This is a genomic window from Vibrio sp. RC2502 (assembly GCF_054850435.1).
Genome location: NZ_CM141453.1, coordinates 83,113 through 109,711, shown reverse-complemented (window position 1 = coordinate 109,711; position 26,599 = coordinate 83,113). Strand labels below are relative to the sequence as shown.

Below are 26,599 nucleotides of genomic sequence, written 5' to 3'. Positions count from 1 at the left end.
TCATGGTACAATAGGCGACCTTATGCCGAGCACGGTTATTTTACACAATTTCACAAAAAAGTAATCAATCGACTACACAAAGTCGAGATGGAGTTAACAGTGAGCGTAAAAATTCATTACCAAAATACGCATTTCATCACCAGCGCGCCCGATATTCGCCACTTACCGGAGGACGAAGGTGTCGAAATTGCGTTTGCAGGACGCTCAAACGCTGGTAAATCGAGTGCACTTAACCGTCTAACTAATCAAAAAAGCTTAGCCAAGACATCAAAAACACCTGGTCGTACCCAATTGATCAACCTATTCAAAGTAGAAGAAGGTTGTCACATTGTCGATCTACCGGGATATGGTTTTGCTCAAGTACCGGTAGAGATGAAAAACAAATGGCAGAAATCTTTAGGTGAATACCTACAGAAACGCGAGTGCCTAAAAGGCCTAGTGGTTCTGATGGACATTCGTCACCCAATGAAAGATCTCGACCAGCAAATGATTTTCTGGGCTATCGATAGCCGTATTCCAGTACAAGTGTTGCTAACTAAAGCTGACAAGCTAAAAAGTGGCGCACGTAAACAGACACTTCTGAAAATTCGCAAACAAGTAGAAACTTTCGGTGGTGACGTTTCGGTTGATGTTTTCTCTTCTCTAAAAGGATTAGGGGTCGATCAGCTGCGCGCGAAACTGGATACCTGGTTTGCACCAGCACTGGCTCACCTGATTGAAGAAGACGATCTAGAGATGCCAGAGAGCAACGAAGAATAATTAACAATATTTGTTAAATTTTTTCGACACAGCCCTGCCATTTGGTGGGGCTTTTGTTTATCTAGACAAAGCAAAAACCGGAATTTCAGGCAATAAAAATCCCCACCTTCCTGGCAGGGATAACGGGAGAGAAAAATTGGTAATTATTGTTATGTTGCAAAGCATTACTGAACTATCGAATGATTTCAATAGTTCAAAAAGTCATCTGCTTTTCTAATCTTGAGTCTTTTCGTTTACCAAACATTAATAAAGAAAATTAAATTCAATAAGTTAGATAAGTTTCACCCCTCAGAAAGGCCGACTTACTTTCTTTCGAGAAAAAATAATAGTGTGAATGGCGTAAATTTACAGGATGAATGAGTCGAAGAAATAACGACAAAAAATCAGTGGAAGCAAGTAGTTAGCGAGAGAGAATTGCGAGGACAGCGCCAAAATGGATAAGAAACTGAGTTAAAAGGAATTTTTCTTTCGCCCAATAAAAAACGCCCCAGTCAAAAACTGACTGGGGCGGCTGAATCAGCCTAATCCAATAACGTGAAACAAAAGGTCTGAAAGATAGAACATCTTACCTCTGTACCCTACGCGATCTAATGTACAACAATTGGTCAGAATTGCAAAGATTTTTTGTAGTTTTTTTTCATGAAAGTTTTATTAAGCAACATTAATTTTCAAATCCAAGTTGCTTTTTTAATGACACAAAAAAGCCAGCGTTTGTGCGCTGGCTCATACTAAATCGACCAAATTGATTTAAAAATGATTAGTGCGCTTGATCCCAGTTGTCACCGTGACCAGCTTCTGCCACCAAAGGCACTTTCAACCCTGCTGCAGATTCCATCAATTTTTGTACTTTACTTTCAATTTCGGACAAAGACGACTCTTCGACTTCAAATACCAGTTCATCGTGTACTTGCATCAAAAGTTTTACGCGACCATTGCCTTCTTCTTGAATCCATTGATCCACTAGCAGCATCGCTTTCTTAATAATGTCCGCTGCAGTGCCTTGCATTGGCGCATTGATCGCCGCTCGTTCTGCTGCTTTACGACGCATACCATTACGCGATTTGATTTCTGGCAGATGCAAACGTCGACCAAAAATGGTTTCTACATAACCTTTATCAGCTGCTGCGCTGCGCGTGTCTTCCATGTACTGCATTACACCTGGGTAACGCTCGAAGTACTTGTCCATATATGCTTGCGCTTCACCACGAGGAATGCCCAGCTGTTTTGCCAAGCCGAATGCGCTCATGCCGTAAATCAGACCAAAGTTCACCGCTTTTGCACGGCGACGCTGCTCACTTGATACCTGATCAATAGACACTCCCATGATTTCTGCTGCGGTTGCTGCGTGAATGTCTTTACCGTCGCGGAAGGCATCAAGCAGCGCTTGGTCGCCAGAAAGGTGCGCCATAATACGCAGCTCGATTTGCGAGTAGTCGACAGCCAGAACCTTGTAACCAGCAGGAGCTACAAACGCCTGACGAATACGACGACCTTCTTCGTTACGGATTGGAATGTTCTGCAAGTTTGGATCGGTAGACGACAAACGACCTGTCGCAGTCACCGCTTGATGGTAAGAGGTGTGTACACGACCAGTTGAAGGGTTGATCATCTTCGGCAGCTTGTCTGTGTATGTCGACTTCAGCTTCGCTAAGCCACGGTATTCTAGGATCAGTTTTGGCAGTGGGTAATCCAACGCAAGCTCTTGCAACACCTCTTCATTGGTTGAAGGTGTGCCAGATGGTGTCTTCTTCACAACAGGTAGGCCCATTTTTTCAAATAGGATAGCTTGCAGCTGCTTCGGCGAGTTCATGTTGAACTCTTGTTCTGCGATTTCGTAAGCTTTTTGTTCAAGCTCTTCTAAACGGGCTGCGATTTCTACCGATTGAGCGCTCAGCTTCATGTCATCAATCAGAACACCTGTGCGCTCAATGCGAGACAAAACAGGGACTAGCGGCATTTCGATTTCTTCGTAAACCGATTTTAGCTTTTCATCTTGTTCGATGTTAGCAAACAGACGATTGTGCAGACGAAGCGTGACGTCTGCATCTTCTGCTGCGTATGGCGATGCTTGCTCAAGCTCAATTTGGTTGAAGGTCAGTTGGTTTTTACCTTTACCCGCGATTTGTTCGAATGAAATGCAGCTGTGTTGTAGGAAACGAAGTGCCAAGCTGTCCATGTCGTGTTTGCCGCCTACGCTGTTGTAAACGTAAGACGCCAACATGGTGTCGTATTTGATGCCTTTCATCTCGATGCCGTAACGTGCCAGCACAGACGCGTCGTATTTTAGGTTCTGACCGACTTTCGCTTGAGCGTCGTCTTCAAGAATCGGTTTCAGCTGCTCGAGAACCCAATCGCGATCCAGTTGCTCTGGCGCATCCAAATAATCGTGTGCGACAGGGACATAAGCCGCAATACCTTCATCGATAGCAAATGACAAACCAACAAGGTTCGCCACCATGTAATCAAGGCTGTCCGTTTCGGTATCAAAAGCAAACAGCTCTGCCGCTTTGAGTTTTTCTAGCCACGCATTGAAAGAAGCTTCGTCCAAAATGGTTTCGTACTGACTGCGATCAATCGTTACCGCTGAGGTTTCCATTTCAGCATGCGAAGAAGAAGATGATGCTTGCGCAGAGCCTGCAAGTTCAACTGCTTCGACAGTGCCTGAGCCGCCTTCAAGCAATTCGTTCAGCCAAGACTTAAACGTCAACTGACCATACAGTTTGATCAATTCGTCTTTGTTTGGCTCTGCTTTCAGTAGCGACTCTGGTGTTTCTTCCAGTTCCACATCCAGCTTGATGGTAGCCAGCTCATAAGACAGCATAGCATTGTCTTTGTTGTCGACCAGCTTCTTCGCCATGGTTTTCGAACCGCGGAAACCAAGTGCCGCGATATCATCCAGATTTTCGTACAACTTAGTAAGGCCACCAATGCCTTGCAGCAAAGCGGTCGCCGTTTTGTCGCCCACGCCCGGTACACCAGGGATGTTATCGACTTTATCGCCCATCAACGCTAGATAGTCGATGATCAACTCTGGCGGAATACCAAATTTTTCCACCACCCCTTCACGATCCATCACGACGTTCGTCATGGTGTTGATCAAGGTAATGTTGTCATCCACCAGCTGAGCCATATCTTTATCGCCAGTACTGATTAAAACAGGCATGCCTTGTTGCGAGGCTTGGTAAGCCAACGTACCGATGACGTCATCTGCTTCCACGCCAGGAACGCAGATCAACGGCAACCCCATCGCACGAATAACGTTGTGCAAAGGTTCAATTTGGCAACGCAGATCGTCCGGCATTGGTGGACGATTCGCTTTGTATTCTGAATACATCTCATCACGGAAGGTTTTACCCTTCGCATCAAACACCACCGCAATACGCTCAGACGCAAATTGACGCATCATACTGCGTAGCATGTTCACCACACCGTAAACTGCGTTGGTTGGGATTTCACCATTACTCATCGTGCCCGGGTAAGCGTGAAAAGCGCGATATAGGTAAGAAGAACCGTCGATAAGAATCAGCGGATTTTCAGGAATACTTGCCATAATTGTCTGTATCCAAATCAGTACTTAATAGATCTGCCTAGGATGCCATGACTGCTGATCCGAATCTATCTTGTTCGTTCGATCCAGATCGCGGAAATTTTCCGATTTATTCAAGAAAACCACCATCACCTGTGGATAACTCTGTTTATATAAATTATCCACAGATTGTGCAATGATAGAAAAGACAAAAAAATACAAATCTATATTGTTGTTTTTGAAGGATTATTTTTAAACAAGGCGAGAAGATCAACGATCTTAAAATGATCATGTCATGTGGAAAAGTTACGGATAGTGACGTCAAATGGAAATCGTAGAAAAGAAAAAAGCGACCCAATTGGGTCGCCTAGCAGAAGTGGTAAAGCCAGTTCCATATCATGGCAGCTTAACCAAGAAGCTATAAATTACACTGGAAGCAATGTGAGCAATGTCGTGTCAAAAAGAATTCGTGCAAGTTCTTGGATAAATGTTTCATCACCTTCTCAACACCAGTTAATCAACTTCTGTTAATCAGTAATTCAACGTCCTTGTGAACTTTCCTCATTCCCTAAGACAGTATTAATAATAATGATTCTCATTTAACAGTCAACAGTTAAATGAGAAAAAATCTCATTTATTTTCACATTGCTTTAATGAAATGCACTCTCGATTCACGAAGATTAATTTTTTCTTCAAATTTTTCAATAAGATACCCATTTCTCAACAACAATCTGAGCATGGCAGGAAATTGGTTTCGAGATTTCACTTTTAGTGTTTTATAGCCTTGTTCTGCGACCCATTCTTCTTGAGCCTCTAACAACATCTGCGCGACTCCCTCATTTCGAGCTTGCGGCGCAACACCACCAAACCAACTATAGAAGGTGTCTTCATCCAGTTCGTAGCCGATTTTAAAACCGACAATAGCACCGTTTTTCTCAGCCACTAGGATTAGGCTGTTTTTGTCTCCAAGACGCTGTGACATCGAATCTAAGGTTTCTCCGTTGGCAAACTCTTTCACTCGAGTGACCACTTGAAGTGCCTCTTCCAACGTGCCTTCACGAATCAGCATTGTCATTGTTCTCTTCTCCAGAAATAAATATACCCAAGCACCTTGGATTTTTTGGGATATACAAGCCTTTTGTAATCCGCCTGAGGTTACTTGGGTATATGCAGACGAACAACTATTGTCGGTCTGGTTTTTCTCACTGAGCGATAATTACTCTTCTGTCGCTTCTCGAGCCATCTTTAGGTGCTGAGCGGCTTGTGCATTCTCTTCCGCTAACCACTCTGCAACGTCTTTTGCAAAGTAAGTCAGGATGCCATCGGCGCCCGCACGCTTAAAGCACAGTAGTGATTCCATTACTGTCTCGCGCTCTTTTAACCAGCCATTAAGAATCGCCGCTTTGTGCATCGCGTACTCGCCCGATACTTGGTAAGCAAATGTCGGAACTTGCAGCTCGGTTTTCACTCGGCGAACTACATCTAAGTATGGCATACCTGGCTTAACCATCACCATGTCTGCCCCTTCATTGATGTCCATTGCGACTTCATGCATTGCTTCATCAATGTTTGCTGGGTCCATTTGGTAGTTTTTCTTGTTACCACCTTTTAGATTAGACGAAGAACCGACGGCATCTCGGAATGGGCCGTAGTAGTTTGATGCGTATTTAGCCGAGTAAGCCATGATTTGAGTATGAATGTAGCCCGCTTCTTCTAGCGCAACTCGGATTGCTCCGATACGACCATCCATCATGTCTGATGGCGCAACCACATCTGCGCCCGCTTCGGCATGAGACAATGCCTGCTTAACTAACACTTCGGTGGTTTCATCGTTCATCACATAGCCATCTTCATCAATGATGCCGTCTTGGCCATGTGTGGTGAACGGGTCTAGTGCGACGTCTGTAATCACACCAATTTGTGGCACGTGCTCTTTTAGTGCACGTACTGCGCGCTGAACCAAACCTTCTGGATTGTAAGCTTCGGTAGCGCATAAGCTTTTAGCGTCTTGGTTTACGACAGGGAAAAGCGCGATGGCAGGAACGCCTAGATTTGCGAGGTATTGTGCTTCTTCTAGCATTAAATCAATCGACAAACGCTCTACACCCGGCATGGATTCCACGCTCTCACGACGATCTTTACCCATAAGGATGAACATTGGGTAAATCAGATCATTCACGGAAAGTTGGTTCTCAGCCATCAAACGACGACTAAAATCGTGTTTACGTAAACGACGCATACGGCGTGCAGGGAATGGACCTTGAATTGATACAGACACCATTTTCTCCTTGTCTGGACGGTTATGATGATCAAATCATCTGGTGAACAAAATCATATCACTCTTGATGCACCTTGCGAGTGACAATCTGGAAAAAGGCGATGAAAAAAACTGAAAATGACCCAGCACTCACACTCAAGTATACTTCTCGTACCAAACGGACAAAGTACAGAGAAATACCATGATCGATACCCACGCGCACATATACGCGAGCGAATTTGATAACGACCGCGATGAAGTGGTTGAGCGCGCCTTAACTCAAGGCATCACTAAAATTTTGCTGCCGAATATCGATCTGGACTCGATTGAACCGATGCTGCAGACCGAAGCAGCGTATCCGGAAGTGTGCCACTCAATGATGGGTTTGCACCCATGTTACGTTGATAGCAACGTTGATCAAACGCTAGAAATCATCCGAGGCTGGTTCGAAAAACACAACTTTATCGCCGTGGGCGAAATCGGCATCGACCTGTATTGGGATAAAACCTACCGAGCAGAGCAAGAGATGGCTTTCGTAACCCAACTCAATTGGGCAAAAGAGATGGATTTGCCTGTGGTGATCCACACCCGCGATTCCATCGAAGAAACGCTGACTCTGCTTCGTCAAGAGCAAGACGGTCGCCTGCGTGGCGTGTTCCATTGTTTTGGTGGCAGCTTAGAAGAGGCACGAGCAATTAACGAGTTGGGCTTCCACCTTGGTTTAGGCGGTGTATCGACGTTTAAAAACGGCGGCATGGACCAAGTCATTCCACACTTAGACATGCAATGGGTCATCTTAGAAACAGACTGCCCATATTTGGCGCCAGTGCCGCATCGCGGTAAACGCAATGAGCCAGCTTACACATCGCTCGTCGCGCAGCGAGTGGCGGTCTTACGTGGTGAAGAGGTCACAACCATAGATGCTATCACCACGGAAAATGCAAAAAACTTATTCAAGATTTAAGCAAGACAACAAACGCAACAAGCGGCCACACTAGGTCGCTTTTTATTGCCTAAACGGTTGGGTGAACAGGCCAAACCTGAAACGACTCAACCAGCAATACTGTAGTGTTGATAGACATAACTATTAACTTGTAACCCTACCCACTTCGCATCATGCGTATTCCATCAGTACGCTTCTTGTGACTGTCCACAACTCGAAACATTCTTTTCTTATACTGCTATTTGCCTACGTCTTAGCACAGGTGTAAAACAACATGAATACGGATATTGAAATGTGTACACATGGTGCTTACTTGCAACGCGTACCACGCAACTTTTTTCAAAAGCTGCTAGGCATCAAAGAAGTTTATGTCTGTACTAAATGTGGTTACGTATTGAAAGTTAAGTAGTTAGCCCAAAATAACAAACCAACTGCAACAAAAAAGCGGCTCATTTGAGCCGCTTTTTACTGTCTAAAAACTGAAGGATTACTCCTCTTCTTCCTCATCTTTACGAGTGTAAAAACGAGCAAAGAACAGACCAACCTCAAACAGTAAACACATTGGGATCGCAAGTAACGTCTGCGAAATCATGTCTGGCGGCGTCAGCAGCATGCCGACAACGAACGCTGCCACAATAATGTATGGACGCTTCTCTTTTAGGTCTTGCGGCGTGGTCGCCCCAGTCCAACAAAGTAGGATGATCGCCACTGGCACTTCGAACGCAATACCAAACGCCATAAACAGCGCCAGCACAAAATCTAGGTAGCTCGAAATATCGGTCGCAAACTCAACCCCACCGAGAGAAATCGCAGTAAAGAAGCCAAATACCAGTGGAAATACCACGTAATAAGCAAAGGCCACGCCACAGTAAAACAGCAACGAGCTAGAAAACAGCAATGGCATGATCAAACGACGTTCGTGCTTGTACAGACCTGGCGCAACAAAGGCCCAAACCTGATATAAAATAAACGGCACCGCAACAAATACTGAAGCGATAAGCGTCAGTTTTAGAGGGGTGAAAAATGGTGATGCCACATCGGTTGCGATCATCGTCGCGCCTTCTGGTAAACGTTCAACCAAAGGTGCGGAGATAAACTCATAAATGTGGTTAGAGAAATAAATTAGCCCGACAAACACCACCAACACTGCCAAAATTGAACGCAGTAGTCGGTTGCGAAGCTCCAACAAATGACTAATTAAAGGCTGTGTCTGCTCGACGGTAGACATGGCAAACCTCTTATTAAAAATCAGATCAAAAAGGAGCTACCAGTCACTAGTAGCTCCTCCTAATGAGACTATTCGGCTTTCTTATCTGCCGCTGAAACCTTAATCTCTTCCACTTTTTCTGCACTTTCAGCCACTGGTTCTGCTTTTGCAGGTTCCGTTTCTGATTGCGTCTTATCAGCGTAAGGGCGGTTTACAGATTGCGCGGCTTTCTTCAGTTCTTCGACCGAAGATTTGAGCTCAGGAGATAAATCTTCCATCCCCATTTGCTCAGCTTTGCGCAAGTTTTCTTGCAGCTCTTGGACTTTTAGCTCGTGCGACAATTCGTCTTTAACGCTATTTGCCATATTCTTAGCAGCACCGATAAAGCGAGACACGCTTCGAATAGCATGAGGCAAACGCTCCGGTCCAAGAACGACCAGACCAACAACAGATATTAATACCAGTTCCCAAAAACCGATATCAAACACGTTTTATGCCTGCTCTTTGTCTTTTTTAGTTTCAGGTGCAGCTTCTTTTTGCTGCTGTTTTTCTAAACTTTTTGGCTCGAAGTCTGCGTCTTTTTCATTTTTCGCAGAATCTTCATCGCTCATTGCTTTTTTGAAGCCCTTAACGGCACTACCTAGATCGCCACCGATGCCACGTAGTTTCTTAGTTCCGAATAGCAATACAACAATTACAGCAATGATTAGAAGTTGCCAAACACTGATACCACCCATTCTTTTTACCTCGGGTCTTTAAACAAAATTATTTCAAGAGTTTAACGTCTATTGACGATAAGCTCGCCAACTAAGCAGCCAAAATGTGACACCTGCGATACCGCTGGCCATCGAAAGCTGCTCATAAGCGTTATCCACCAATATTGCCGAGCATACGACTAAAGTGGCGCCAACGCCAAATAAAAACTTTCCTGTCGCCTGCTGGCGCTTACTTTGGCGATAACCTTGATAAAGCTGATCCATACGCTGGTTCATCGCTTTACCCTGTTTGAGGCTATCGTAAAGTAGCTCCGGCAGTTCCGGCAATTTCTCCGCCCAAAATGGTGCGCGATCTTTGATTGAGTTGACCAAAGCTTGCGGGCCCACTTGATTCATCATCCATTCTTCAAGGAATGGCTTTGCGGTCTCCCACAAATCGAGCTGCGGATATAATTGTCTACCAAGCCCCTCAACGTACAGCAGTGTTTTTTGCAGCAGCACTAATTGAGGTTGCACTTCCATATTAAAGCGACGTGCGGTGTTGAACAGGTTCAACAGCACATGGCCAAAGGAGATTTCACACAGTGGCTTAGCAAAAATTGGCTCACACACAATGCGAATCGCGAACTCAAATTCATCAACATTGGTATCTGCCGGAACCCAGCCTGAATCAACGTGCAACTCCGCCACTCGGCGATAGTCACGATTGAAAAACGCGAGGAAGTTTTCCGCCAGATAACGCTTGTCTTCACTATTAAGTGTACCAACGATCCCGCAATCTAGCCCGATCCACATTGGGTTCTCTGGGTGTTCAGGTTTAACGAACACATTCCCGGGATGCATATCGGCATGAAAGAAACTATCTCGGAACACCTGAGTGAAGAACACACTCACACCACGTTCCGCCAGCAACTTCATATTGGTGCCATTTGCTTCCAAGCCTTCAATATCAGAGACTTGGATGCCATATATTCGCTCAGAAACCATGACAGTTTCATTACTGAAGTCAGGAAAAACTTCAGGAACATACAATTCTTCACTGCCTTCGAAGTTACGACGCAGTTGAATGGCATTCGCCGCTTCACGACGTAAATCGAGCTCGTCGAGCAAGGTTTTTTCGTACTCGCGTACGACTTCAACGGGTTTTAAACGACGTGCTTCAGGCATCGCTCCGGCGACTATACGCGCCATTCGGTGCATCAGTTTTAGATCTGAATCAATGACCGGGCGAATATCTGGACGGATAACCTTTAATACCACTTCTTGGTTAGTGTCTTTTAATCGCGCAGTATGCACCTGTGCGATGGACGCTGACGCCAGCGGTTTGATGTCAAACTCGGTAAACCAGTTATCTAACGGCCCGCCTAACGCTTTTTCCATCTGCTGCTTGGCCAGCTCGCCGTCAAACGGCGCAACTTGGTCTTGCAACAGCGCCAGGGGATCGGCGATATGCGGAGGAAATAAGTCGCGGCGCGTTGACATCATCTGACCGAACTTAATCCACACTGGGCCAAGCTCTTGCAGCGCAAGACGTAAGCGCTCACCAAGCTGTTTTTCTGGGTGTTGGTTCTTAATCCAGAATAGGCTCTTGCGCATCAATAATGGCGCTTTGGTCAGTTGATGGTCGGGCAACAACTCATCCAAGCCGTATTCCAGCTGTACTTTGATGATGTGGTATAAGCGCTTTAATTCTGCTGGCGTCATGGTTTCTCCAGCGCTGGCTTATCCGAACCAACTTTGCTCAATAGAGCATTGAGACGCGCTTCAACGCGAGAAGCTTGGCTGCGTACCTCATCCACTTGATCGCAAAAATACGCGACTTCCAATGGTGCGGGTGCCAATTTCCACTCTTCTGTAACCACTTGAGCAAGGTGACGCTGATGTTTTTCCGCTTGAGAAACGAAGAAACCACCCACGTTTTTGGTGCCTTGTACCAAAGTGTGTGCAACCACATCGCCTGTTACGCGAGATAACCACTCTTCAATGTCCGGTTTGCAATCGGTCATCAACTGAGAAAATTTCTGCGCCAGTTGAATATCACCTTCAAGTTCAAGCTTGTCTTGCTTAATCAAGCGAGTGATGTTGGCTTGGTCACGCAGCTCAGGCAGCACGCTCAAGTTCAACGAGAGATAGCAGTCAGGCTGACCTTCGTAGTTACCCAGCACATCAATCTGCTGACTGAAAACAAACGTCAGCGTCTTGTCGATTTCTTTGAGGTGAACTTGGATAACTTGGCCCTTGAGACGCGCTAAACGACGACCCAATGCAGGATCGTCTTTAATCAGTGTGTTCAGTGAAGTTTCAATGACAGCGGTGATAAGAGGTTCAAATGGCATGCCGTTAACCCTTAGAATTTGTAACCGCGGTGCAACGCCACAATACCACCCGTTAGGTTGTAGTATTTGGTGTTTTCGAAGCCAGCGTCTTGCATCATGCCTTCCAGTGTTTCTTGGTCTGGGTGCATGCGAATAGATTCAGCAAGGTAGCGGTAGCTTTCTGCGTCATTCGCGACCAATTCGCCCATTTTTGGCAATAGGTGGAATGAGTACGCGTCGTACACTTTTGATAGTGGTTCGAGAACTGGTTTAGAGAATTCCAAAACCAATAGACGACCACCAGGCTTGAGGACGCGAAACATTGAACGCAGTGCTTTGTCTTTGTCGGTTACGTTACGAAGACAGAAGCTGATGGTGATCACATCGAAGTAATCATCTGGGAAAGGCAGTTCTTCTGCGTTAGCTTGTACGTAGTGTACGTTACCCACAATGCCGTTATCGCGCAGTTTGTCGCGGCCAACATTCAGCATTGAGTTGTTAATATCTGCCAGAACAACGTGGCCTTGGTCACCCACAATACGCGAGAATTTCGCGGTTAGGTCACCCGTACCACCACCTAGATCCAGAATGCGCTGACCAGGACGAGCGCCACTGCAATCGATCGTAAAACGCTTCCAAAGGCGGTGAATACCACCTGACATCAGGTCGTTCATGATGTCGTATTTCGCTGCCACTGAGTGGAAAACTTCGGCAACTTTGGTCACTTTTTCTTCTTTCGCCACTGTGGTGAAACCAAAGTGGGTCGTTTCGTTCTCTAACGCTGTATTGGATTGCAAGCTTGTGTCCGTCATTCTAATTCCTCTTGGGCAGCACTTGTTCACTACAGGGCGTTTGCTGACAATGAAAGTCGCCCTCTGTACTGCGGGCGATTAGTTTACTTTATCCTCAGCCGGATGTCTTTCTACTAACGATTCATTTGGTGATTCATTTTCTGAAAATGCATCACTTTGCGCCAACTGCGCAAGGTCAGAAGAAATCGGTCGTTTGATTTCAACCCCCAACTGTCTAAAGCTTTCTGCTTGACGAATCACGTTGCCACGGCCTGTTGCCAGCTTGTTCATAGCGCCTTGATAGGTTTGGTTCGCTCGATCTAATGCGCCGCCCAACCCTTCCATGTCATCGATGAATAAACGCAGCTTGTCGTACAGTTTGGTGGCGCGCTGGGCGATCAGTTTGGCGTTTTCATTCTGACGTTCGTTGCGCCATAAATTGTCGATGGTGCGCAGTGCCACCAGCAACGTGGTTGGGCTAACCAAGATGATGTTTTGCTCCATCGCGTCTTTGATCAAGCTTGGGTCGGCTTGAATCGCCACTTGGAACGCCGGCTCTACCGGTATAAACATCAGCACATAATCGAGGCTTTGGATGCCTTTGAGCTTGTGGTAATCCTTCATGCTCAAACCTTTGATGTGCGCACGCAGTGCGGTGAGGTGAGCACTTAACGCGCGGTCGCGTTCAGCATCCGTTTCGGCATTGAAGTAGCGCTCGTACGCCACCAATGCCATTTTCGAATCGACCACCACTTGCTTGTTTTGTGGCAAATGCACAATCACATCCGGTTGGTAACGCTTGCCTGCTTCGCTCTGTAGGTTCACTTGCGTTTCGTACTCGTGCCCTTCGCGCAGTCCCGATTCGGCTAAAACACGCGCCAACACCACTTCACCCCAGTTACCTTGCTGTTTGTTATCACCTTTGAGCGCTTGGGTCAGGTTCACGGCTTCTCGAGTCATTTGTTCATTGAGGCGTTGCAGATTTTTCAGCTCATGCACCAGCGTATGACGCTCTTTAGCTTCTTGGCTAAAGCTGTCGTTGACTTGCTTTTTGAAACCTTCTAACTGCTCTTTTAACGGTGACAACAACCCTTCTAAACTTTGACGGTTTTGCAAATCGACTTTCGCGGTTTTCTCTTCAAACAGTTGATTGGCAAGGTGCTCAAACTGTTGTTTCAGACGCACTTCGGCCTGCTCTAAAATTTGCAGTTTTTCCGCATTAGCCTGATTCATTTGCTCGTGGCGCGCCTGCTGCTCACGAAGCTGCGTTTCCAAACGGGATTTTTGTTCACGCATTTGGCCCAGCTCATCAAAATACTGCTGACGTTCTTGTTTGACGGCTTCGAAGTAACGCAATTTCTCCATGGCCGCCATCAACTTGCCGTGCGATTGGCGCACTTCAAAGGCCGCTTTATCGCGCTCGTTGTCGAGTTCATCCAACTCTTGCTGCGCATCGGCAAGGCTTTGCTTTACTTGTTCAAGCTGTTGTTGGTGAAGCTGTTTTTCTGACACCAACTGCTGTTCGAGTAGTTGAGTCTGGGTAATAAAGCGCTGCTTTACCCACCAACCCACGGCGACACCGCTCGCTGTCGCGGCAAAAAGAGAAGAAAGAATGAGAGATTGATGCTCAAGAATCCATTGCATAATAGCGAGTTAGCCTATGTTTTATATCTTTATCAATGGTATTTAGACACTGGATAAATGTCCAGTTTGTTGGATGAAAAATCCTCGCATACACTAGGCACTCCGTACAACATACTCACTCCCGCTCACTCTTTCAGCAAAGAGCGGCACATCATCACACAGAGGCATCATGAACGAGCGTCGTGCCCTAGGATTTGGGCTCTCAGCAGTATTACTTTGGTCAACGGTTGCAACCGCATTTAAACTGACATTAGCGGAATTTACGCCGATCCAAATGCTGTGTATCGCCAGTATGGTTTCTGCCATCGCGCTTACGATTGTGTGCGGTGTGCAAGGTAAATTAAACCAGCTAAGTGCTACGTTTCTCTCTAATCCTTGGTACTACTTGCTGCTTGGTTTGATCAACCCGTTGGCGTATTACTTGATCCTATTTAAAGCGTACGATTTGCTGCCCGCTTCTCAAGCGCAGGCCATCAACTACAGCTGGGCCATTACGCTCACCCTGATGGCAGCGGTGTTTTTGGGGCAAAAGATTCGTGGCAAAGATTGGATAGCGTGTGGATTCAGTTACCTCGGCGTGATCGTGATTGCAACGCAAGGCAATGTGCTTGGCATGCAGTTTGAGAGTCCGCTTGGCGTTGGCTTGGCACTTCTGTCGACGTTACTTTGGGCGGGTTACTGGATTCTCAACACCAAAAACAAAGCCGATCCGGTGATTGGTGTTTTGCTGGGCTTTTTGGTTGCCATCCCATTCACTATCGCGTTGAGTTGGTACGAAGGCGCAAGCTGGCAATCTATTTCCATCAAAGGCTGGGCGGCGGTGACATACGTCGGCTTGTTTGAGATGGGAGTGACGTTTGTGCTGTGGTTGAGCGCCTTAAAGTTAACCCAAAACACGGCGCGCATCAGCAACCTGATATTTGCTTCGCCATTTATCTCGTTGATGTTACTGGCCACCATTATTGGTGAAAAAATTCATCCATCGACGTTGATTGGACTTGTCTTAATCATCAGTGGTTTGGTCATCCAACAGGTGACTTGGGGTAAAAAAGCCAAGGCGGCGAACGCATCGCAATAGTTGGTCATGCCCGAACAACCTAGGACAATATGAAAACGGAGAAATGAAACGAGTTGGATAAAAAAGAGAGCTCGCTAACATTTTATTGATCGAAAGTGCCTTCAGTCGCTTGGAATTGTTCAAGCGTTGGATACGATATAACCAAAGCCCAGCCGCCTAACACGGCGACATTCCTATAAATATTTGTGGGCACTTCAGGATACTTTACTAATTATGTTTCGCTTCGCTATTCCTTCACCGTTGATGACTGACTGGCAACACGCTCTGCAGCAATGCTGTGATGCCACTCAAGCTCAGGGACAACTTTATACCCTGAGCTACACCAAACAATGGCTATCCAGTGAGGTATCCACCTCGCCACAAAATCACCGCGCCATCGTGGCGATGATTGAGCAAAACTGCGCGCAATTTTCCGCGCCGCACTTTGACGTAGTTTGCTCACAATTTGATGATGAAAACCTGAGCCTGTGCCCAGTATGGCTACCGAATGAGGAGCTGTTTGCCGTTGTGACGTTGACGCACTCAACGCAGCAAAAGCAAACCGTTTCTGCGTGGCTGAGCGCACTGGCAGGCCGCATCAGTTTTGATGTTAGCCAGCATTATCATCAAGAGCTCAAACGTCATCACTCACACGCCAACAAGCCACTACCAACGCTGCAAGAATTCATCGATTGTCTGGATGACCACATCTGGATCAAAACCACCGATGGTCTGTACGCCATGACCAACCGCAGCGTAGAACAGGCGTGGAAAAAGTCTAACGATGACATTGTCGGGAAGAATGACTTTGACCTTTTCAGCGCCGAGCGCGCGGAAAAATTCATTGATGCCGACCGATTAGTGGTCGCTACTGGCACACAGAACATCGTTGAAGAGTGTCGCCAAATTGATGAAAACAACAACCCAACTTGGCTGGAAACCATCAAATCACCGGTACGAAATCAGGCCGGTGACCTGATCGGCATTTTGGGCATGACGCGCAACATCACCCGTCGCAAGATGGTGGAAACGCAATTGTCGTTGGCGTCGAAAATCTTCAACAACTCGCAAGAAGGTATGGTCATTACCGACAGCAATGCCAACATCATTGATGTCAACAACGCGTTCTCGCAGATCACCGGATTCAGCGCCGAAGAAGTGATTGGGAAGAACCCCAACATTCTCCGTTCTGGGCACCATGATGATGCTTTTTACCAACAACTTTGGCAGCAACTTGAAACCAAAGGTCAATGGAAAGGCGAGTTTATCAACCGCAAACGTGATGGCAGCATTTACCCGCAATTAGCCACTATTAGCGCGGTAATGGATGACAAAAACCACCTAATTAACTACATCTGTGTGTTTGAGGACATCTCAGTGCGCAAAGCGCACGAAGAGAAGCTGCAACGCATGGCGTTTTATGATCCGCTGACCAACTTGCCCAACCGAACCCATTTGATCAGCTTGCTGGAACAGCACATCGAGATGGAACAACCTTTTGCTACGTTGTTTCTTGATATCGACCACTTTAAGCACATTAACGACAGCATGGGCCATTTCTGTGGTGATCAACTGTTGTCGAAACTGGCGGTTCGCCTGCAAGACATTTTGCACCTGAACGCGCATGTGGCTCGCATCGGTGGCGATGAATTTGTCATCGTACTGCCAGACATTGACGGCGATTCTCCGTTACTCGAAACGTTAAGCTCGATTTTGGGTGTGTTCCGCCGCCCGTTCGATCTGGCAAATCACGATTCGCTGCGGATCTCCACCAGCATCGGTATCGCACTCTACCCGAACGACGGTCAAGACAGTGAAACGCTGCTAAAAAACGCCGACACCGCAATGTATCTGGCGAAGAAAAATGGCCGTAACGGCTACGCGTTCTACTCTCCGGATTTAACTGACAAATCGGTATCGCACGTCCGTATTCAATCTGCGCTGCATGAAGCGATAGAAAAAGAACAGCTGCATTTGGTGTATCAGCCACAATACAACCTCGCGCAAAACGCAATTATTGGTGTGGAAGCCTTAGTGCGTTGGGAACACCCAGAATTTGGCTTAGTGCCACCTGCGGATTTTATTCCTATCGCAGAGAAGACGGGCTTGATTCAAAGCATCGGCGAATGGGTCCTCAAAGACGCCTGTTTACAAGGGACAGACTGGCTGGCGAGAGGCGTTCAATTTGGCAAAATTGCAGTCAACGTATCAGCACTTCAACTGCAACAGTCGCGCTTCATCAACAAGCTCAAAACCATCCTTCGTGAAACGGGATTCCCGGCGCATCGCTTGGAGCTGGAAATTACCGAAAGCTTTTTGCTTATCGATCCAAAACTGGCCATCGCATCGCTAAATCAGCTGTGTGAACTCGGAATCGAGATTTCGTTGGATGACTTCGGCACAGGCTATTCTTCACTGTCTTACCTCAAAGGTTTGCCAATCAACAAACTGAAAATCGACCGCTCGTTTGTCAGTGATGTGCCTAACGACAACGACAGCAACGCCATTGTTAACGCCATCATTGCGATGGGCACGACGCTTTCACTCAAAGTCGTAGCGGAAGGCATCGAAACGCCAGAACAAGTGGCTTACTTGGTCGACAAAGGTTGTATCTACGGTCAGGGATATTTATTCAGCCCACCCGTTGCGGCGGAAAAGTTATTTAACTAAGCACAACGTTCAATACACTGGCAACTTTGCGGTTAGATGTTCGTCGAACCGCAAAGCGCCAAACGATCCGCTAAAATGTTGATGCACACCAACAGCGGCACGCCAATCAACAGCCCCATTCCGCCCCACAACCAACCCCAAAAGACCAGCCACATAAAGATGACTAACGGGTTGAGGTTAAACCGCCTCCCTAGCAAAGTTGGGGTGACAAACTGACTCTCGATTAAATTCAGCAACAGATATATCGACACCACTGTCAGCATAAAACTGACCGAATCTAACTGCAGATACGCGACAAAACCAAAGCTCACCATCGAAATCACTGGCCCCAAATACGGCGCGAAATTCATTACCCCCGCAAACGCACCCCATAGAAATGGGTCTTCAAGGCCGAGGACAAAAAACACCAATCCAACACACAAGCCTAAACCCGCATTGACCAAAGTAATGGTGCCGATGTAGCGCGATAAATCTTTCTGCAGAGCCTGCACCAACTCCACCGCCTGACGTTGTTTCGAAAAACCACGCAAACGCGATACCGATTTACGAAACAGACTTCGACCATGATTAAGCATGAAATACACCATAAACAGCACAATCATCGCCTGAGTTAACAGCGTTGGTGTGGTGGTCGCGAGCGCTTTCAGCAGAGAAAACACCGTGTTGTTGCCCATCTCGTCAATGTTCATGTCACTGGCAAGCTCAAGCGGCGCGTTCATGTGCTCTGACGACGCTTTGGTCACTTCATTCACTTCCTGCGAAACGTTTTGGACGATGCTTGGCAACTCAGCCCACCATTGTTTCGCGGGTTCTGATATCGCCGCTAAACCGAGTATTGAAACACTCACCAATAACGTCAACGTCACCACCACGGTTATCGTGCGTGGCAGACCTTTATCTTCAAAATAATTGACCAACGGGCTAAACAGCAGTGCCACGAAAGTACTTATCACCATAGGTAACAGCACCGGTTTGGCGAAGTAGAGTGCAGGAACAAGCAATAACACCAGCAGAGACACACCAATCACGGTATTGATAGGAAGGTTTAATTTTCCATTCATGTGCGTCCTCTACTGATGAGGTGGTAAATCGGATGGTTGAGCCGCTTCTTCACCTGCTTCTTTTGAGGATGCAGCAGACGACGAAGATTTGGCTAGCTGACCACTGAAATCCATCACGCCATTGAGCAGCAAACTGATGGAGGAGAGAGATGACGTGACGCGAGACAGTCGCCCAGCTTTCGCAACAGCAATCGCGGCAAAAGCGCTCAACCCAAGCGCAGTCCACGGATTTTCTTGCACGAATCGGTTCGAGGTAAATTTGAGGGTTTGCTTATTCAGCAAGCATTGCTCCAAAGCCGCTTTACCCTCGATGCGTTTTATCTGCATGGCTCGGTCGAGTTTGGTTAGAGAACGCATGCCAGCCCTCCTGCAATTGGTCGGTTGTATTTTTGAAACCAAGGAAGTGCGTCAGCCGCTTCTGCCACCACGCTAACCCAACTAACGCTAGACCTAACGACACAATAAACACGCCAACACTTAGCAGTAGTTGAGCGGTAAAGTGGTACGTCACTACACCCGCAACCAAACACACACTGAAGATAAACAGCACCGACAGCAGTGTAAAAATGATGCTGAACATCACGATTTGGCGCGCAGCCGCCACGTTGACTTTCATCTCTAGCAAAAACAAATCCAACGTCGAGCCCGACCACGTTCGCAGTGACGTCGAAAGATCGTCAATCTGTGACAAAATGGCTCGTAGCCCATTAATGGCTTGTTCAACTTCCTGATTTTTAGCCCCATTTAGGGCTCGGCTACTGTCTGCAGTAGCCGAGCCTTGGCGCTCATTGATGGTATGCTCGGAGTCATTCATAAAACTCTTCCTTCATGATTAGAGCGAAATGTAAGGAACAGGCTTATTTGATGAGCTTAGAGACCGCCCAACCTGCCAGGAATGCACAACCGATACTCAACAGCGGGCGCTCTTTAATGACGTTTTCTGCGGATTTGGTCGCTTGCTGAATGTTCTCTGCGCCGACTTCCAGCTTCTCTTTGGCATGTTCTTTCATGGCGCCAACCGCTTCTGAAGTGGCTTGCTCTGCAAGGTGGTACGCCTCTTCAAATTGCTCTTGAGGTTTAACTGCGCTTTCTTTTGTATTAGCCATAACTAGCCTCCGTTGATTGAGATTACCTTGGATTAAACGGTTGTGATTCCGCTGAGAAGTAATCTGATAAAAGTGAATTCTTTTCGTTTCCTCGTGAGTGGTATTGCGATTACTGTGCCAAGTTAATAAGTCATTGTTTTTATTGAAATAGAATTTAAATAGCTCCAATCGTTGCAAAATGACCTGTAATTATTTCCTTTGAATGGATTCTTATTTGTAATTTTTTCTTATTCCCCACAAGCAATCACGCGCAATTAATAACCACCACCATGCTTACTCCTTATATTATCTGGCATCTCTCACACTCAATATTCATGGCATACAAAATGCTAGATATAAAATGCCACATGAAAAATATTGTTCATATTTAATGGCTAAGGCATCGCAATATAAGTTGCGCTTAAGCACTGCAATAAAGTAACCGCAGTAAAATAAAGGAGAAGATATGAGAAATGAAAACATCGCCTCAATCATTGAGCTTATTCACAGCGGTAATGATATTTACAAGAAAGCGATTGATAACATCGACAACACATCGCTAAACCATGTATTGCAGGATCTGGTTCATGTACGAGAACACGCCGCATTAGAGTTGAAACCTTATGCGATTGCGAATCCTCAAACTGCCGACGACACGCCCGTGTCTTACACCATCAAGGCACGCGAAGTGTACAGTGATGTCATGAAAGAAGTGTCGTCAGACAAAGAATCGATGTACTTGGAACAGCTCGAAGGCGTGGAAAGTAAGGTATTGAAAGAGATCGAAAACGTCATCACCGCGCAGCCAGAGCAAGCAGATAACGCCGTGCTACTCAAAGTGCGCAGTGACATCAAAAGCTGTAAAGAAAAACTCAGCAATATTAGCCTGATCAGCTAATCGATAAATAAACCTAAAAAGAATGGTCAACATTATTGGCCATTCTTATTCAGAACCATTGATGAATATTCACACATACCAAAGCATAATGCTGAAATACTGAAAAAGAGGTCAGTATGACATTGAATAATACGCGAGTAAGGGAATTACTCATTAAAATGGCGCACCATCGCCAAACGTGTTTACCGCTTGTCGATCCTCATTCACATATGAATATTTCTCGATCAGCCTATCGGTTCGTTAAAATAGAAAAAGTGATGATCAAAAAAATGGTCGATCTATTTTTTGATCAAAATGGCGACGACTTTATCGCGGAACACGCCAACAAAACGGGAATTGCTACTCTCGGTAATTATAAAGAGATGCATTTTATGAATGCGCAATTACTGAGTGAGTTAAAACAGCTCCTCCGAGAGTTGGATGATGCCAACTTAACAGCGCTGATCTCGTACTGGGTGGCGGCGTTACAAGTCGAAAACGACGAGCTGGAAAAACATTTACCCCAAGGTGAGTAGCTCTGCTCACCTTTTTCCTTCATTTACCTTCTCTATTTTTGCCCTTCTATCTGTTGCTTTGTCTATTCTACGCATCCACCATTAGTCGACGTTCGACATAAAAAAACGCATCACAAGTGATACGTTTTTTGCGTCGTTGTTTGTATTCGACTCTATTCGTAGTCGTCTTCATCGGCGTTAACTAGGAACAAACACATTAAGCGACTGAGGACAAATCTTGATCTCTAAACGACGGTCAGAATAGAGCTCACCGTCGATGACGTAGTCAATCGGCTGATCTGCAGTAATCGTTATCCCTGTCGCGCTCGCGTACTGAAACAGATTCGACTCATCCTGCGCACCGACGCTGGTTAATGTTAGATCCGACAACGCCACTAGGCGTCCACCCAGCGACTGAGTATTATCAAGGTAGGTAATGTGCAATTTCCCATCATCTGGCTGCGGCGCGCCGCCACCTTGCGCTAACACAGTACTGAATGGCGCGATGTTGGCAACGACGAAGCTGTGCACGTCCATCTCCTGACTCTCCCATCCTTGTTCACTCGCCGCCTGCCCTCCGAGGGTTACTTGCAGAGTTTGCACCTCTTCGGAAATAACAGCGTTAAAAAAGCCCGTTAAATACGCCAGTTGCCCAAACGCATTTTTCTCTTCACGATGCGCGTGTTCAATCATCTTCTGTTCCAAGCCAATACCCAGCACCAACAGAATCAAACGCTGATTACATTCTGCGGTGTCTATGCGTTGGCAATGACCTTCGAGAATGGCTTCACACGCTTTTTCCACCGGTGATAACTTCACGCCGATACCATACAGCACATGGCAAAGCGCATTCGCCGTGCCCAACGGTATGATGCCGAGCTGGATGTCCGTGCCGACCAATTGGCTCGCCACTTCGGTCACCGTGCCATCGCCACCAGAGACAATCACCTGATTCACACCACTTTGTTTAGCTTGCAGTGCGAGGCTTTCTGCACTGGTGGTTTCGTCTGTTTGGCGAATGCTGAGACGATATTTTTTGGTCAACTCACGAATCACATGTTGTTCGTATTGCAGCCATTTCCCACCGCCCGCTACAGGGTTCACCACCATCCAGGTCGGCTCATCGAGTGTTAGCACGCCTTTCTCACTGATCGCGCGCAGAGTTTTGATCTGCAAATTATTGAGCCTTGCAGTACTGCGCACGCGGTTGATTTTCTGCATCACCGATTCCACCGAGAGCGATGGGTCTTTACTCAGTAAATAAGCCGCCACCACAAACACCGAACGGCCACGCCCAAGTGCGCAATGCACAACCACAGAGCGCCCGCAGGCGATTTGGGTATCAATCCAATTAATCGCATGACGTAAACGCTCCAAGGTCGGCGCTTTATGATCCAGAACGGGAATAGAAAGGTAGTTGAATTGCTTGTCAGTCATGGCGCTTTCTAAACCTGCGAACTCCGCCGTAACATCAACAATGCAGGAAATGTCGTGAGAGTCGAGAAACGCCAAATCGCTCGGGAATAAGCGCCGGGAAAGGTAAAGATTTTCGCTGACTTGTTGAATGGGAGGGACAGTATCGCGCCGTCTCTCCCAGGCGTTGTAGGCTTTCGCCCCGAGTAAGAAAGGAATGAATGCCCATCGAATCCACCAGACAATTTTTCCGTCTTGGCTTTTTCTAAAGATGGATGGGAAATCAAATAAATAAGCCGCACTGACTAACGCTAAGGAAAGCGAAACCCAAAGCAGCAGTAAACTCACTACGATTTGAGGTATGTAGATAGCAGCGAGCAACGCAACCAGCGCGCCAAGTAGATAATATTTGACGATGAACATTCGACCTCCTTAATCCTTAGCGATGGGATAACGCTTAGCTGGCCATCTCTTCGATATAGTCATTGGCCAACTGCTGTTTTTGTTTATCGGACATCACCTTGCCTGCCATTTGGAAAAAGCGTTGCTCTTCCTCTTCCAGATGGTGCAGTACCTTGTGGCGCAGTGTTTTCATGTGCGTAAGCCAAGCGGGCGAGCTCCACGCGGTGTCATCCAACTGAGCGATTACTTTGTCGATGGCGTGGTGCTCGGCAATACCGTGACGTGTCATATCGATCGTCTTATCGCTCTCAATCAGCGGTGCGTAAAAGTAACGCTCTTCAGCGGCGGCATGTTGCTCAAGCTCGTGCTTTAGGTCGCGATAAAACTCTCGACGAGTTGGGGAATCTCCGGATGTTTCCATCAGTGCATCCAGCAAAAGGCGCTGTTTTTCATGACTTTCTTTTAGCACATCGAATATGTTCTTCATCTCTGACTCCTTATCGGATTAAGAATAGTTGGTAAAACAAAGGGCGGTTATCACGCCGCCCTTTTTTGCTGTTGGTGGATGAGGTGAACGCTTAACAATCTTTGTCTTCCGCGTTCAGATTCTCTTTAAGGTTTTCACAACCATCTTCAATGGCGTTTTGCGCTTCTTCCGCAGTCTCATCCAATTTTTTGCCCGCTTTTTCCATTGGCCCTTCATCACTACACGCCGCTAAAGCAAATACCAAACCAAATACTGCGGCGATACGATAAATAAATGACGTAACTCGCATGCTAACTCCTATCTATTTACGTTTTTCTTTCCAAGTATCACAAATACTATTGATACAATTAATGACAACAGGAACAGATAAAATATCACTTGCGCGACAGCTGCGGCGGCACCGGCAATACCACTAAATCCGAGCACCGCTGAAACGAGAGCCAAAGCAAGGAAAATAAACATCCAACGAACCATGGTGTTGTCTCCTTATTTTTAAAGTGAAAGCTCAACATTAGTTATTACTGAACAACTTCAAGCTTATCGACAACCTTATTTACATCGTTGGTATTATTTGCAATCGATAATGCCAGATCATGCTCGGCATCTGAGCTCACTTTACCGGTTAAGGTTACGGTTTTATTTTCTGTGGTGACATCAATGTCTGTACCACTAACGCTGGTATCCATCAGTAAACGAGTTTTCACAATAGTAGTAATTTTTGAATCCGTTAATGCAGAAAATGTATCAGAATCGGCATCTTGTTTATTTTCACTCACTACCGTTAGCTCGTTATTTACTTTTTTCACACCATCAAGGCCTGAAACCAACTCTTCTGCCAGCGACTTTTCCAAATCGTTATTGACCGAACCTGTCAGCGTAACCACCTGATTTTCAACATCAGTGTTGATATCAAAAGAGTTCAGGTTGCTATTAAGCAGTAAGGTGGTTTCTGCTTTACCATCTAGCCAAGCGTCCATGGATTCTTTTTCCCATTTATCACTGGCTAATACTGCGGTAGATGACGTTGCAAGAACTGAAGTAAGTACAATTTTAGCTGCGATGTTATTCATGGTAATTCTCCTATATTGACGTTGCAGTTCTAATAGAGCAAAGCATGTGCCAACTTTATAAGCCGCTATTTTTAAAGCGTTTATTTAGAAACAGCCGTTATATTTAAGATGAGAGAGAAACCATTCGTGAATAATTTACACAGAAGAAATGTAATTTTTAATCATTGAAGAAGAAAAGATAAATAGAGAAGAAATAACATCTCATCCTTTCGTTTATTTTTGTACGCAAAAACCATCAAGAGAGATTAATTTCTAAGGATTACAATTCCACACAACAAATAAGGAAAGAAAAACGATGTAGATATATAGTTTGCTGTTGATCTCACTATATTAATAACCAACCAGATTCTAAACAGACTTTGACAATATTTTGTCTTGTACAGCTTAAATAATACACGTACATTGTTTCTGTTATAGTGAAGAGGACATTTCTATGTCACTGCCAAGCCTGTTTCTAAGAATACAAGACCCCGCCCTCAAAGAGGCTATCGCTTCTTGTCAGGAATTACATAAGTTCCGTTTGTATGACACAGAAACGGACGATGATTGGATTGATCACTTCGTCGACGTTCAACCGGATGTCGCGATTGTCGAAGTGGCGCATTTCACTCACGCTGATTACCAGCGACTTTCCGATATCGAAGCCATTTACGACATGGACTTAATCATCATCAGTTCAGGCGCGCCTAACGAGAACCTCGATAAACTGATGAACCTAGGTGCCATTTTTCACTACAGAAAACCCGTCGATCTCACTATCCTGTCTGATACACTGACCGAAGTGAGCCAGTATTATCAGCACAAGCAGGAGCAAGGACGTAAAGTCGCCACCAGCGATTTGGATCAGTTTGGTCTGCTAGTTGGCTCATCTTCTCCGATGCACCAGCTGTACCGCATGATCCGCCGTGTCGCAAAAACCGAAGCCAACGTATTGATTGTTGGTGAAAGTGGCTCAGGCAAAGAGCTTGTGGCGCAAACCATCCACCTCGCCAGCGAGCGTAAGCAGCAACCTTTTATTGCCATCAACTGTGGTGCCATTAGCCCAGAACTGGTCGATAGCGAACTGTTTGGCCACGAAAAAGGCGCATTCACTGGCGCGAACAAAACTCACCAAGGGGTATTTAAGCAAGCGGAAGGCGGCACGCTGTTTTTGGATGAAATTACGGAGATGCCGATCGAGCATCAAGTGAAACTGCTGCGTGTGCTAGAAACTGGCGAATACCGCCCAGTGGGCAGTAATACCGTCCACATCGCCAATACCCGCATCGTCGCGGCGACCAACCGCGATCCTAAAGTCGCGATCGAAGAACAATTTCTACGTGAAGACCTATTTTTCAGGCTATCGCACTTTCCGCTAACCGTTCCACCATTGCGCGAACGCGGCGGAGACATCGTCGGGTTAGCCAAACACTTTATTGCGCACCGCAACGCTAACGAATCCAAAACCAAGACGATTCTCGACTCGGCAATCCAAAAAATCGCCATGCACGATTGGCCTGGCAACGTTCGAGAACTCAAGCACACCATCGAGCGAGCGTTCATTCTCGCCGACGATACCATTAAAGATGAACATCTGATTTTCGATACGCCGCCACTAGAAACTGGCACCCGATTAGAAGATATGGTGCCTGCTGGCGTATCGTTAGAAGAGCTGGAAAAAGCCGCTATTCTCAATACGCTTGAAGAGAATCAAGGCAACAAAACGGAATCGGCTCAGGAGCTGGGTATCAGCGTTAAAACGCTGTACAACAAGCTCGAAAAGTATCAAGACGAGTAAACACACCGTAAATAGCAAAAGAGCACT

Annotated in this window: 28 protein-coding genes; 8 read left to right on the top strand and 20 right to left on the bottom strand. The window is 46.2% G+C overall.

Translation table 11 applies throughout. The annotated features are described in order from the left end of the window. The first annotated feature begins 99 nt into the window (after positions 1-99). A complete protein-coding gene (gene yihA, locus ACYJZR_RS00505; RefSeq protein WP_005456829.1) occupies positions 100-759 on the top strand; it encodes a ribosome biogenesis GTP-binding protein YihA/YsxC in 660 nt (219 codons plus the stop codon). Positions 760-1,275: 516 nt separating this feature from the next. Here yihA and ACYJZR_RS00500 read toward each other — a convergent pair. The 4 genes from ACYJZR_RS00500 to hemB all read right to left on the bottom strand — a co-directional run bounded on the left by ACYJZR_RS00500 (position 1,276) and on the right by hemB (position 6,563). Further along, complete coding sequence (locus ACYJZR_RS00500) at positions 1,276-1,323, bottom strand: small protein SpfP (protein ID WP_438356636.1); 48 nt, start codon at positions 1,321-1,323, stop codon at positions 1,276-1,278. Between the two features lie 193 nt (positions 1,324-1,516). Continuing rightward, entirely contained in the window at positions 1,517-4,309 is a 2,793-nt protein-coding gene (polA, locus tag ACYJZR_RS00495) for a DNA polymerase I (protein ID WP_406966247.1), read from the bottom strand. A 616-nt stretch (positions 4,310-4,925) separates the two neighbouring features. Next, complete coding sequence (locus ACYJZR_RS00490) at positions 4,926-5,360, bottom strand: GNAT family N-acetyltransferase (RefSeq protein WP_005459779.1); 435 nt, start codon at positions 5,358-5,360, stop codon at positions 4,926-4,928. A gap of 141 nt (positions 5,361-5,501) precedes the next feature. After that, positions 5,502-6,563 (bottom strand): porphobilinogen synthase, encoded by a 1,062-nt coding sequence (gene hemB, locus ACYJZR_RS00485; RefSeq protein ID WP_005489689.1) that lies wholly within the window; start codon positions 6,561-6,563, stop codon positions 5,502-5,504. Positions 6,564-6,744: 181 nt separating this feature from the next. Between hemB and ACYJZR_RS00480 the strand changes: the two genes are divergently transcribed. Both ACYJZR_RS00480 and ACYJZR_RS00475 read left to right on the top strand, forming a co-directional pair. Beyond that, on the top strand, positions 6,745-7,506 hold the full coding sequence (locus ACYJZR_RS00480) for a TatD family hydrolase (RefSeq protein ID WP_069501388.1): 762 nt from the start codon (positions 6,745-6,747) through the stop codon (positions 7,504-7,506). 253 nt (positions 7,507-7,759) lie between these two features. Continuing rightward, positions 7,760-7,894: a hypothetical protein gene (locus ACYJZR_RS00475; protein ID WP_005478679.1), complete on the top strand. Its 135-nt coding sequence runs from the start codon at positions 7,760-7,762 to the stop codon at positions 7,892-7,894. A 78-nt stretch (positions 7,895-7,972) separates the two neighbouring features. Here ACYJZR_RS00475 and tatC read toward each other — a convergent pair whose 3' ends face one another. The 7 genes from tatC to rmuC form a co-directional block, all read right to left on the bottom strand. After that, a complete protein-coding gene (gene tatC, locus ACYJZR_RS00470) occupies positions 7,973-8,713 on the bottom strand; it encodes a twin-arginine translocase subunit TatC (RefSeq protein WP_005459771.1) in 741 nt (246 codons plus the stop codon). Positions 8,714-8,781: 68 nt separating this feature from the next. After that, positions 8,782-9,180, bottom strand: coding sequence for a Sec-independent protein translocase protein TatB (tatB, locus tag ACYJZR_RS00465; RefSeq protein ID WP_017449336.1), 399 nt, complete (start codon positions 9,178-9,180; stop codon positions 8,782-8,784). A gap of 3 nt (positions 9,181-9,183) precedes the next feature. Continuing rightward, positions 9,184-9,429: a Sec-independent protein translocase subunit TatA gene (gene tatA / locus ACYJZR_RS00460; RefSeq protein ID WP_005456852.1), complete on the bottom strand. Its 246-nt coding sequence runs from the start codon at positions 9,427-9,429 to the stop codon at positions 9,184-9,186. A 48-nt stretch (positions 9,430-9,477) separates the two neighbouring features. Further along, a complete protein-coding gene (gene ubiB / locus ACYJZR_RS00455) occupies positions 9,478-11,112 on the bottom strand; it encodes a ubiquinone biosynthesis regulatory protein kinase UbiB (protein WP_276429146.1) in 1,635 nt (544 codons plus the stop codon). Further along, positions 11,109-11,744: a ubiquinone biosynthesis accessory factor UbiJ gene (locus ACYJZR_RS00450; protein ID WP_005456848.1), complete on the bottom strand. Its 636-nt coding sequence runs from the start codon at positions 11,742-11,744 to the stop codon at positions 11,109-11,111. Before ACYJZR_RS00450 ends, ubiB begins: the two co-directional genes overlap by 4 nt. An 11-nt stretch (positions 11,745-11,755) precedes the next feature. Next, positions 11,756-12,535, bottom strand: a complete 780-nt coding sequence (gene ubiE, locus ACYJZR_RS00445) for a bifunctional demethylmenaquinone methyltransferase/2-methoxy-6-polyprenyl-1,4-benzoquinol methylase UbiE (protein ID WP_005456853.1) — start codon at positions 12,533-12,535, stop codon at positions 11,756-11,758. A gap of 78 nt (positions 12,536-12,613) precedes the next feature. Continuing rightward, the gene (rmuC, locus tag ACYJZR_RS00440) at positions 12,614-14,158 is read right to left on the bottom strand and encodes a DNA recombination protein RmuC (RefSeq protein ID WP_005487477.1); all 1,545 of its coding nucleotides are present in this window, start codon (positions 14,156-14,158) and stop codon (positions 12,614-12,616) included. A 169-nt stretch (positions 14,159-14,327) separates the two neighbouring features. Between rmuC and ACYJZR_RS00435 the strand changes: the two genes are divergently transcribed. Together ACYJZR_RS00435 and ACYJZR_RS00430 are read left to right on the top strand one after the other, a co-directional pair. Continuing rightward, positions 14,328-15,236, top strand: coding sequence for a DMT family transporter (locus tag ACYJZR_RS00435; protein ID WP_005465958.1), 909 nt, complete (start codon positions 14,328-14,330; stop codon positions 15,234-15,236). Positions 15,237-15,449: 213 nt separating this feature from the next. Then, positions 15,450-17,885 carry a sensor domain-containing protein gene (locus ACYJZR_RS00430; RefSeq protein WP_005496668.1) on the top strand — a complete coding sequence of 812 codons (2,436 nt, stop codon included), beginning with the start codon at positions 15,450-15,452 and terminating at the stop codon, positions 17,883-17,885. Positions 17,886-17,917: 32 nt separating this feature from the next. On the opposite strand, the gene ACYJZR_RS00425 is transcribed toward ACYJZR_RS00430, so the two are convergent. Genes ACYJZR_RS00425 through ACYJZR_RS00410 form a run of 4 tightly spaced genes read right to left on the bottom strand, consistent with a single transcriptional unit; the run spans position 17,918 to position 20,052 of the window. Continuing rightward, positions 17,918-18,946: an AI-2E family transporter gene (locus ACYJZR_RS00425; protein ID WP_025622043.1), complete on the bottom strand. Its 1,029-nt coding sequence runs from the start codon at positions 18,944-18,946 to the stop codon at positions 17,918-17,920. A 9-nt stretch (positions 18,947-18,955) separates the two neighbouring features. Beyond that, positions 18,956-19,303: a hypothetical protein gene (locus ACYJZR_RS00420; protein WP_080253306.1), complete on the bottom strand. Its 348-nt coding sequence runs from the start codon at positions 19,301-19,303 to the stop codon at positions 18,956-18,958. Continuing rightward, a complete protein-coding gene (locus ACYJZR_RS00415) occupies positions 19,248-19,760 on the bottom strand; it encodes a phage holin family protein (protein WP_021486857.1) in 513 nt (170 codons plus the stop codon). The genes ACYJZR_RS00420 and ACYJZR_RS00415 overlap by 56 nt, the downstream gene beginning before the upstream one ends. Positions 19,761-19,803: 43 nt before the next feature. Continuing rightward, a complete protein-coding gene (locus ACYJZR_RS00410) occupies positions 19,804-20,052 on the bottom strand; it encodes a hypothetical protein (protein WP_005466481.1) in 249 nt (82 codons plus the stop codon). Positions 20,053-20,497: 445 nt separating this feature from the next. On the opposite strand from ACYJZR_RS00410, the gene ACYJZR_RS00405 reads away from it, so the two are divergent. Both ACYJZR_RS00405 and ACYJZR_RS00400 read left to right on the top strand, forming a co-directional pair. Next, positions 20,498-20,929 carry a ferritin-like domain-containing protein gene (locus ACYJZR_RS00405; RefSeq protein WP_005466482.1) on the top strand — a complete coding sequence of 144 codons (432 nt, stop codon included), beginning with the start codon at positions 20,498-20,500 and terminating at the stop codon, positions 20,927-20,929. Between the two features lie 116 nt (positions 20,930-21,045). Then, the gene (locus ACYJZR_RS00400) at positions 21,046-21,444 is read left to right on the top strand and encodes a hypothetical protein (RefSeq protein ID WP_140290144.1); all 399 of its coding nucleotides are present in this window, start codon (positions 21,046-21,048) and stop codon (positions 21,442-21,444) included. A 177-nt stretch (positions 21,445-21,621) separates the two neighbouring features. Here the strand turns inward: ACYJZR_RS00400 and ACYJZR_RS00395 are convergent, their stop codons facing one another. The 5 genes from ACYJZR_RS00395 to ACYJZR_RS00375 form a co-directional block, all read right to left on the bottom strand. Beyond that, positions 21,622-23,259, bottom strand: a complete 1,638-nt coding sequence (locus ACYJZR_RS00395; protein ID WP_406966246.1) for a diacylglycerol kinase family protein — start codon at positions 23,257-23,259, stop codon at positions 21,622-21,624. A 34-nt stretch (positions 23,260-23,293) separates the two neighbouring features. Continuing rightward, positions 23,294-23,725 (bottom strand): hemerythrin domain-containing protein, encoded by a 432-nt coding sequence (locus tag ACYJZR_RS00390; RefSeq protein ID WP_005466989.1) that lies wholly within the window; start codon positions 23,723-23,725, stop codon positions 23,294-23,296. Positions 23,726-23,816: 91 nt separating this feature from the next. After that, positions 23,817-24,014: a hypothetical protein gene (locus ACYJZR_RS00385; protein WP_005466987.1), complete on the bottom strand. Its 198-nt coding sequence runs from the start codon at positions 24,012-24,014 to the stop codon at positions 23,817-23,819. An 8-nt stretch (positions 24,015-24,022) separates the two neighbouring features. Next, the gene (locus tag ACYJZR_RS00380) at positions 24,023-24,199 is read right to left on the bottom strand and encodes a DUF1328 family protein (RefSeq protein WP_005478615.1); all 177 of its coding nucleotides are present in this window, start codon (positions 24,197-24,199) and stop codon (positions 24,023-24,025) included. Between the two features lie 44 nt (positions 24,200-24,243). Then, complete coding sequence (locus ACYJZR_RS00375; RefSeq protein WP_140317781.1) at positions 24,244-24,795, bottom strand: BON domain-containing protein; 552 nt, start codon at positions 24,793-24,795, stop codon at positions 24,244-24,246. A gap of 433 nt (positions 24,796-25,228) precedes the next feature. On the opposite strand from ACYJZR_RS00375, the gene ACYJZR_RS00370 reads away from it, so the two are divergent. After that, positions 25,229-26,572, top strand: a complete 1,344-nt coding sequence (locus ACYJZR_RS00370; protein ID WP_005478617.1) for a sigma-54 interaction domain-containing protein — start codon at positions 25,229-25,231, stop codon at positions 26,570-26,572. Positions 26,573-26,599: the final 27 nt, after the last annotated feature.